This is a genomic window from Pseudomonas sp. Ga0074129 (assembly GCA_001465025.1).
GTDB lineage: Bacteria > Pseudomonadota > Gammaproteobacteria > Pseudomonadales > Pseudomonadaceae > Aquipseudomonas.
In genome coordinates this window covers 1-8,709 of sequence record LNDO01000093.1, presented here as the reverse complement: position 1 = coordinate 8,709, position 8,709 = coordinate 1, and the positions used below count along the sequence as shown (strand labels likewise).

General features: G+C 59.8%; 8 protein-coding genes. 2 read left to right on the top strand and 6 right to left on the bottom strand.

What is annotated here, in order from left to right; translation table 11 throughout:
- From AUK77_RS14100 to AUK77_RS14075, 6 genes are all read right to left on the bottom strand, one after another.
- A partial coding sequence (locus tag AUK77_RS14100; protein WP_296130685.1) for a dihydroxy-acid dehydratase occupies positions 1 to 482 on the bottom strand: 482 nt, incomplete at its 3' end.
- 307 nt (positions 483 to 789) lie between these two features.
- Positions 790 to 1,644 (bottom strand): ABC transporter permease, encoded by an 855-nt coding sequence (locus AUK77_RS14095; RefSeq protein WP_296130684.1) that lies wholly within the window; start codon positions 1,642 to 1,644, stop codon positions 790 to 792.
- A gap of 127 nt (positions 1,645 to 1,771) precedes the next feature.
- A complete protein-coding gene (locus AUK77_RS14090) occupies positions 1,772 to 3,004 on the bottom strand; it encodes an ABC transporter permease (RefSeq protein WP_296130682.1) in 1,233 nt (410 codons plus the stop codon).
- Positions 3,005 to 3,112: 108 nt separating this feature from the next.
- Positions 3,113 to 4,186, bottom strand: coding sequence for an ABC transporter substrate-binding protein (locus tag AUK77_RS14085; RefSeq protein ID WP_296130680.1), 1,074 nt, complete (start codon positions 4,184 to 4,186; stop codon positions 3,113 to 3,115).
- 33 nt (positions 4,187 to 4,219) lie between these two features.
- Entirely contained in the window at positions 4,220 to 5,335 is a 1,116-nt protein-coding gene (locus AUK77_RS14080) for an ABC transporter ATP-binding protein (protein WP_296130678.1), read from the bottom strand.
- Between the two features lie 282 nt (positions 5,336 to 5,617).
- Positions 5,618 to 6,814, bottom strand: coding sequence for a class I SAM-dependent rRNA methyltransferase (locus tag AUK77_RS14075; RefSeq protein WP_296130676.1), 1,197 nt, complete (start codon positions 6,812 to 6,814; stop codon positions 5,618 to 5,620).
- 129 nt (positions 6,815 to 6,943) lie between these two features.
- On the opposite strand from AUK77_RS14075, the gene AUK77_RS14070 reads away from it, so the two are divergent.
- Positions 6,944 to 7,813, top strand: coding sequence for an HDOD domain-containing protein (locus AUK77_RS14070; protein ID WP_296130674.1), 870 nt, complete (start codon positions 6,944 to 6,946; stop codon positions 7,811 to 7,813).
- Positions 7,814 to 7,891: 78 nt separating this feature from the next.
- Positions 7,892 to 8,704 (top strand): bifunctional DNA-formamidopyrimidine glycosylase/DNA-(apurinic or apyrimidinic site) lyase, encoded by an 813-nt coding sequence (mutM, locus tag AUK77_RS14065; protein ID WP_296130672.1) that lies wholly within the window; start codon positions 7,892 to 7,894, stop codon positions 8,702 to 8,704.
- Positions 8,705 to 8,709 lie beyond the last annotated feature (5 nt).

Genomic DNA, 8,709 nt, shown 5'->3' with positions numbered 1-8,709 from the left:
TCCAGGCCGTGGCTGGCCAGTTTGGTTTTGCCAGCTTCCATCGGCCCGCCGGAGACGAACACCACCGGGATGTTCAGGCGCAGGGCGGCCATGAGCATCCCGGGGGTGATTTTGTCGCAGTTGGAGATGCACACAATGGCGTCGGCGCAGTGGGCGTTGACCATGTATTCAACAGCGTCGGCGATCACTTCGCGGCTCGGCAGCGAATAGAGCATGCCGTCGTGGCCCATGGCGATGCCGTCGTCAACTGCAATGGTGTTGAATTCTTTGGCGACACCGCCAGCGCGCTCGATTTCGCGGGCGACCAACTGGCCCATGTCCTTCAGATGCACGTGGCCGGGCACGAACTGGGTGAAGGAGTTGGAGACGGCAATAATCGGCTTTTTGAAGTCTTCATCCTTCATCCCGGTGGCGCGCCACAGGGCGCGAGCGCCGGCCATGTTGCGGCCGTGGGTGGAGGTCTTTGAGCGGTAATCAGGCATGGCGGTCAATCCTGCAAAGGCTAATCAGATCACAGAGGCCCAGACAACGCGTCTGGGCGGGCGCGGGCTGCTGCTGGGTATGTTGAGCCGGGTTCAGACCCAAGGCAAACGCGAATGATCATTTGCCGGGTGCGGGCAACATCTGCGCAGGGTGAGCGCGGGTGTGGCCGGGCTACAAGTCCGCCTGGGTGCGGCTGGAGAAAGGTGATTCTAACAGGCCGTTGGCGAAACTACTGCGCTTGGCAACAGTGCGTTGCAAATCGCCCGGCGAGCCGGCAGGCGGGGCACCTGCCGGTTGCGCGTGTGCTTAGTTGTTTTGCTCAATGCCACGCATGCGTTCGGAGCGGCGGCGCAGCAGTTCGAGGGTGATCAGTAAGGCGATGGACACCAGAATCAGCAGGGTAGCAATGGCCAGGATGCTCGGGTTGATCTGCTCGCGCAGGCCAGAAAACATCTGCCGGGGGATGGTGCGTTGCTGCGGACCGGCCATAAACAGGATCACCACCACCTCATCGAACGAGGTGATAAAAGCGAACAGCGCACCGGAAATCACTCCCGGGCGGATCAGCGGCATGATGATGTCGAAGAACACCCGCAGCGGCGTAGCGCCCAGGTTCAGGGCTGCGCGGGCCAGGCTGTAGTCAAAGCCGGTCAGGGTGGCGGTCACGGTGATGATCACGAACGGTGTACCGAGTGCGGCGTGGGCAATGATCACACCCAGGTAATTTCCGGCCAGCCCGAGGTTTGAGTAAAAGAAGAACATCCCGGCTGCGGTGATGATCAACGGCACGATCATCGGTGACAGCAGCAGGGCGGTGATCAGCCGCCGCGCGGGCATGTCATCACGGGCCAACCCTACGGCGGCGCAGGTGCCCAGCACGGTGGCAATCACGGTGGCGCAGATGCCGATCAGAAAGCTGTTTTTGATCGCCAGCAGCCATTTGTCGTCATTCAGGATGGCGCTGTACCAACGCAGCGAATAGGCCTCGGGCTGCAAGGTCAGCATGCCTTCGGTAAAGCTGAAGAACGGCTCGACGTTAAACGACAGCGGCACGATCACCAGAATCGGCAAAATCAGAAACAGCAGCACCAGCCACGAACTGGTCTTCAGCAACCAGGCCCCGAGGTGATGCCAAAAGCCGTAATAGGCGGGAATTTTCATAGGTCAGCGTCCAAGGTCGAACGATCGGACGAAGGCGTAGCCCGGATGCAATCCGGGGCCTTAGGCCGCAAGGTTTCCCCGGATTGCATCCGGGCTACGTGAGGTACGGATGACTGTGCGTTCATGCTTAGCCCAGTTTGATATTGCTGGCGCCGACAAAGCGGTCGTACACCCAGTACAGCAGCAGGATCAGGCCCAACAGCAGCGAACCCAGCGCGGCGGCCAGTTCCCAGTTATTCGAGCGCTGCATGTGGAAGGCGATGATGTTGCTGATCATCTGGCCATCGGTGCCGCCGACCAAGGCCGGGGTGATGTAGTACCCGACCGAGATGATGAACACCAGCAACGCACCGGCGCTCAGGCCCGGCAGGGTCATGGGGAAATAGATGCGGGCAAAGGCCGGAATCGGCTTGGCCCCCAACGACAGCGCTGCGCGCAGGTAGCTGGGGTCGATGCCGCGCATCACGCTGTACAACGGCAGAATCATGAACGGCAGCAGAATGTGGGTCATGGCCACCACGGTGGCGAATGAGGTGTAAAGCATCTCGATGGGCTGATCGAGGATGCCAATGCCGAGTAGGAATGAGTTGATCACGCCGTTGGTTTGCAGCAGCGCGATCCAGGCCGTGGTGCGCACCAGCAGTGAGGTCCAGAACGGCAGTAACACAAGGACCAGCAGCAGGTTGGCGCGGTTCGCCGGCAAACCGGCCAGGTAGTAGGCCAGCGGGTAGCCGAGCAGGGCGCAGAACAGGGTGATGACCAGCGCCATCGTCAGCGTCTTGCTGTAGAGCTGCAGGTAGATTTGTGTGTCTTCGCGCACCTGAATGCCCTGCTCGGGGTGCATTTCCAGGTCAAGTGCGGTCAGGTAGTAGTCATAGGTGTAGGGTTTGCCCGCACGCTGAATGGCGTACCAGATTTCCGCTTTGCTCCAGTTGCGGTGTGCGGCCAGCAGGCTTTGCGCACCTTGCTCGTCGAGCTGCTCGGGCTGCAGACGAGACAGTTTACGCGCGGTGGCTTTGACCACGCTGGACATGCCTGCCGAGGCGCGGTTGAGTTCTTCGGCCAGCTTGCCGGACTGGCGCTCTTTGGCCAGGCCCTGCAGTTCTTTGGCGAACACGCTCAAGGTCTGTGTATCGGGTGTGCTTTGGCCGTCCCAGCGCTGTAACTCGTGCAGGGTCAGCGGAATCAGGTTGGTTACCGTGGGGTGATGCACGCTGCGCCAGAGCATGCTGGCGATGGGCGCGACGAAGCTCAGCAGAATAAATACCAGCAACGGCACCACAAACAGAAAGGCGGTCAGGCGCTTTTTGTTGCGCGCGCTGGAGGCTTGGTTGGCTTCGGTGGTGGTCAGGGAGGACAAGCGACTACTCCGGTCGGGTGTTTGGGGTGTTGGGTGGGTGATGGCGCAACACGTTTTGTCTATTGAACGTGCTGCGCCGTGATGCCTAGCCCACCCTACGAACTGCCGTTACTTCAACAGCCACTCGTTGAATTTTTCACCGAGCGATTCGCCGTAGTCCGCCCAGAAATCCGAACCGGCCTGGATACCTTTGCTCAGGTGCGCGGTCGGCAGGTGCGGCGCAGCACTTTGGTCAGCCAGCGGCATGGACGATTTGCGGGTTGGGCCGTAGGCCACATCGGGCATGCCGGCCAGTGGGGTGGAGCCGGTGGCAAAGGCGATGAAGTTCAGCGCCAGGTCTTTTTTCGGTGAACCTTTAACGATGGCCCAAGCGTCGAGGTCGTAGACGTGACCGTCCCAGACGATCACAAAGGGCTTGTTTTCCTGGCGGATGGCGTCATAGAAACGACCGTTAGCCGATTGCACCAGCACCGCGCCGCCATCGTTGAGCAGTTGTGGTGCCTGCGACCAGGAGTCGAACCAGACGATATCTTTTTTGATGGTGTCGAGCTTGGCAAAGGCGCGGGCCTGTCCTTCTGGAGTGGACAGCACGTCATACACTTCGTCCGGCGCCACGCCGTCAGCCAGCAGTGCCCATTCCATGTTCACCTGCGGACGTTTACGCAGGGCGCGCTTGCCCGGCACTTTGCTGGTGTCGAAGAAATCGCCGATGGTTGCGGCCTTGGTGTCGCCGATGGTTTTCTCGTTGTAGGCAAACACCACCGACCAGACGATGTTACCCACGGCGCACTCACTGGCCAGGGCTTCGGGGATAAAGTCTTTTTCGGCCGGTACGCCGTCGATGCCGGCCGGCAGAATGTCACGCGGGATGCTTTCCAGCAGGCCTTCGGAGCAGGCGCGCTCCAGGTCGATTACTTCGAAGTCGACCACGTCCCACTGAATGTTGCCGGACTCGACCTGGGCTTTGATCTCCGCCACGCCGCCGGTGTAATCCTCAAACAGCACCTTAACCCCGGTTTCCTTCATAAAGGGATCGATCACATGTTTTTGCTGGGCTGCACCGTAGGCGCCACCCCATGACACCACGGTCAGCGATTCCTGCGCGCTGGCGGCGAAACTTGCCGTGCCCAGTGCGGCGGCGAGGGCGAAGGTGGAAAAGCGGGTGGTCAGTGTTCTAGCCATTGCTAAGCTCCATTGCTTCTTCGGGTTGTAAGGTCAGGGTGTCTTGACTACGGGGCAGTCCAGCGCCTGGCTGTCTTGCGGCTGCCAGGCCAGGGCGACTTCTTGATGAGCGCTGAGCTGCGGCGCGCTGCTGTCATTCATGTTCTTGACCACCAATTCGCTGCCGCCTGCGGTTTCGAAGTGGTAGCGGATGTATTCACCGACGTAGTGCCGCGTGATAAAGCGCGCCATAACCTGATTGCCGGTGTTGCCGAGGCGCTCGGTGAAGCTGAGTTTTTCCGGGCGGATGGACACTGTGGTCGGCTGGCCGATCTCGGTGCAGTTGGCCTTGAGCACCTGAACCAGGCCGCCATCGTCAAGGCGCACTTGCACCTGTTCATCGCCCACGCTTTCAATCACCCCGGTGAGCTTGTTGCTCTCACCAATAAAGTCCGCGACAAACAGGTTGGCCGGACGCTCGTAGAGCACATGGGGCGGCGCGCATTGCTGGACGATGCCGTTATTGAACACGGCAATGCGGTCGCTCATGGTCAGCGCTTCGGTCTGGTCGTGAGTTACATAGATCACGGTGAAACCGAGTTGCTCATGCAGGCGTTTGATTTCGAACTGCATTTGTTCGCGCAGCTTTTTATCCAGCGCACCCAGCGGTTCATCCATCAACACGATGTCCGGGGCGAAGATCAGTGCGCGAGCAAGGGCCACGCGCTGACGCTGGCCACCCGACAATTGGCCGGGGAAGCGGTTGCCGAAGTCGAGCAATTCGACCAGCGACAGGTACTCATCGACCTTGGCGCGAATCACGTCTTTGGGTTGTTTGCGGATTTTCAGCGGGTAGGCGAGGTTTTCGCGCAGGGTCATGTGCGGGAACAGCGCGTACTGCTGGAACACCATGCCGATGTTGCGCTGGTAAGGCGCGATGCTGGTGACGGGGCGGCCGTTGATCAGAATCTCGCCGCTGGTTACATCCTCGAACCCGGCGAGCATCATCAGGCAGGTGGTTTTACCAGAGCCGGAAGGGCCGAGCAGGGTGATGAATTCGCCCTTGGCCACGTCCAGGTTGAAATCTTTGACTACCAGATGCTTGTGGTCGTACGTCTTCTTAACGTTGGTGAATTGCAGGAACGGTTTGTCCCCAGCCAGGTCAGCCATACCCTTCCCCATATTGTCCGAAACGAATCAGCGGCTTGTGGCCCTGCTTCGACTGCTTATTGGGCTGATCTCGTTTCCGATGGTGGCGGATCAGCCTGCTTGGCTCAGCAAAAGCAATATGCAGGCCATTCCGCGTGAAGCCTTGGTCTGACGGGTTGTTCAGCTTTTTACGGGGGCGAGCAGATAGGGTTTGACGCTGGGTCAGTGAGGCGCGGGGTAACACTTGGGGCGATGATGGCGAGGTGACGCACCTGCCGAGTGCACTCGGCAGGTGCGTGGGGGTCAGCTGTTGGGCAGCAAACGCACGGTCAGGCTCTTGATGTAGCGGGTTTCGGCAATGGCCGGGTGCACCGGATGATCCGGGCCTTGCGCGCCGCGCTCCAGCAGTTGGATGTTGCGATCCAGATGGCGCGCGCTGGTCAGCAGGATGTTCTGCAGGTTGTCTTCTTCCAGGTGCATGGAGCAACTGGCGCTGATCAGAATGCCGTCTTTGTTGAGCAGGCGCATGGCCTGTTCATTCAGGCGGCGGTAGGCGCCTTCACCGTTCTTCTGGTCTTTCTTGCGTTTGATAAAGGCGGGCGGGTCGGCCACGATCACGTCGAAGCGCTCTTCCGAGGCTTTGAGCTGTTTGAGGGCTTCGAACACATCGCCTTCGACGCAGGCGACTTTATCGGTCAGGCCGTTCAACGCCGCGTTTCGCTCCACGCCGTCGAGGGCAAAGCCGGAGGCGTCCACGCACATCACGTCGCTGGCACCAAAGGCCGCGGCCTGCACACCCCAGCCGCCGATGTAGCTGAACAGGTCCAGCACGCGCTTGCCTTTCACATAGGGCGCCAGGCGCGCGCGGTTCATGCGGTGGTCATAGAACCAGCCGGTTTTCTGCCCGTCGATCACCGGGGCTTCGAACTTCACCCCGTTCTCTTCGAGTGCCACCCACTCCGGCACCACACCGAATGGCGTCTCGACATAGCGAGCAAGGCCTTCGGCATCACGCGCGGCAGAATCGTTTTTGAGCAGAATACCGCTGGGCTTGCACACTTGAACCAAGGCGGCGAGAACGTCCTCTTTATTGCGCTCCATGGTGGCGGAAGCCAGTTGCACCACCAGAATGTCGAAGAAACGGTCTACCACTAAGCCGGGCAGCAGGTCGGAATCGCCATACACCAGGCGATAACAGGGCTTGTCGAACAGGCGCTCGCGCAGCGACAGGCAGACGTTCAACCGATGCACCAGCAGGGATTTATCCAGCACGTGCTTGACGTCACGTGACAGCAGGCGGGCGCAGATCAGATTGTTCGGGCTCATGGCCACGATGCCGAGTGGCTTGCCGCCAGCCGCTTCAAGCACCGCCTGATCACCTGCGGCAAATCCGCCCAGGGGCGTGACGGCAACATCGATCTCATTGCTATAAATCCACAGGTGGCCGGCGCGCAGGCGTCGATCGGCGTTGGCTTTCAGGCGCAGGCTGGGCAGGGACATGCTGGGGACTCCGAAAAAAGAGCGAAATTATAGCGGGTTCGACAAGGCTGCGCGGTTACAAAAGTCGTCTGTGGAAGTGTTGCAGGATTAGCTAGACTGCTTATCAACTCGCGCCTCGGTTGTATCCCCATGTCCCAAGAACTCTCCGCCGAATACATCCAGCAAGTGCTGCAAGGCATCAGCGTTCCGCCGCAACCGCAGATCATGGTGGACTTGCAGATGGAGCAGGTGATGCCCAACCCTGATCTGCGGGCTATCGCCAAGCTCATCAGCCAGGATCCGGGCCTCTCCGGTGCGTTGCTTAAAGTGGTCAATTCCCCCTTCTTCGGCTTGGCCAATCGCATCGCATCCATCCAGCAGGCAGTCAATCTGCTGGGTTGCAACACCGTGATCAATCTGATTAATGCCCAGTCCATACGCGGTGAATTGACCGATGAGGCCATCGTCAACCTCAACCGTTTCTGGGACACCGCGCAGGATGTGGCCATGACCTGTCTGACCTTGGCCAAGCGGATCGGTTACCGCTCGCCGGACGAGGCCTACACCCTGGGGCTTTTCCACAACTGCGGCATACCGCTGATGCTTAAGCGCTTCCCCAACTATATGGATGTGCTTGAGCAAGCGTATGGCAATGCCAACGAGCAGCACCGGGTGGTGGACACCGAGAACGATCTGCTCAATACCAACCATGCCGTGGTGGGGTATTACACGGCGAAGTCGTGGAATCTGCCGCTGCATCTGTGTGAAGTCATCGCCAGTCATCACAACGCCTTAGCCATCTTCACTGAGGATTCGGGGCGTGACGCACAGCTAAAAACCTTGCTGGCGATTCTGAAAATGGCCGAGAACATTTGCGATACCCATCGCATTCTCGGCAACCAGAACGAAGACCGTGAGTGGCAGAGCATCGAACAGCTGGTGCTGGAGTATGTCGGCTTGTCCGAGTACGACTTCGAGAACCTGCGCGAGAGTATTCGCGATCTGGGCGCGGGTCTTTAAGGCGGCAGTGGCGTATCGTCGCTCTCGGGCATTCCTGCTAAGGTTGTCGCCCGTTTTGACTGCGCCTGATGCCCTGTTATGCCTGAGCTTCCTGAAGTAGAAACCACCCGTCGCGGTATTGCCCCTTATCTCGAAGGCCAGCGCGTCAGCCGAGTCATCGTGCGCGACCGTCGGTTGCGTTGGCCTATCCCCGAAGACCTTGATGTGCGCCTGTCCGGCCAGCGTATTGAATGCGTCGAGCGGCGCGCCAAGTACCTGCTGATCAAAGCCGAAACCGGCACGCTTATCAGCCATCTGGGTATGTCTGGCAGTTTGCGCTTGGTGACGTGCGGTTTGCCTGCAGGCAAGCATGAACATGTCGATATCGAGCTGGCGTCGGGCATGGCGCTGCGCTACACCGACCCTCGCCGTTTCGGGGCGTTGCTCTGGAGCCGTGAGCCTTTGCAGCATGAACTGCTGCGTAAGTTGGGCCCCGAACCGTTGACCGACCTGTTCGATGGTGAGCGCCTGTTTCAGCTTTCGCGGGGGCGCAGCATGGCAATCAAGCCCTTTATCATGGATAACGCTGTGGTGGTGGGGGTGGGCAATATTTACGCCAGCGAGGCGTTGTTTGCCGCCGGCATCGATCCCCGTCGAGAGGCCGGTTCAGTCTCGCGCACGCGCTATGTAAAGCTGGCGGCGGAGATCAAACGCATTCTGGCCTACGCCATCGAGCGCGGTGGCACCACCTTGCGTGATTTCGTCGGAGGCGACGGCCAGCCCGGTTACTTCCAGCAAGAACTGTTTGTGTACGGGCGCGGCGGTGAGTTTTGCAAAACTTGTGGCAGCACCTTGCGCGAGGTCAAATTGGGCCAGCGCGCCAGCGTGTATTGCCCGCGCTGCCAAAGCTGAGTGAC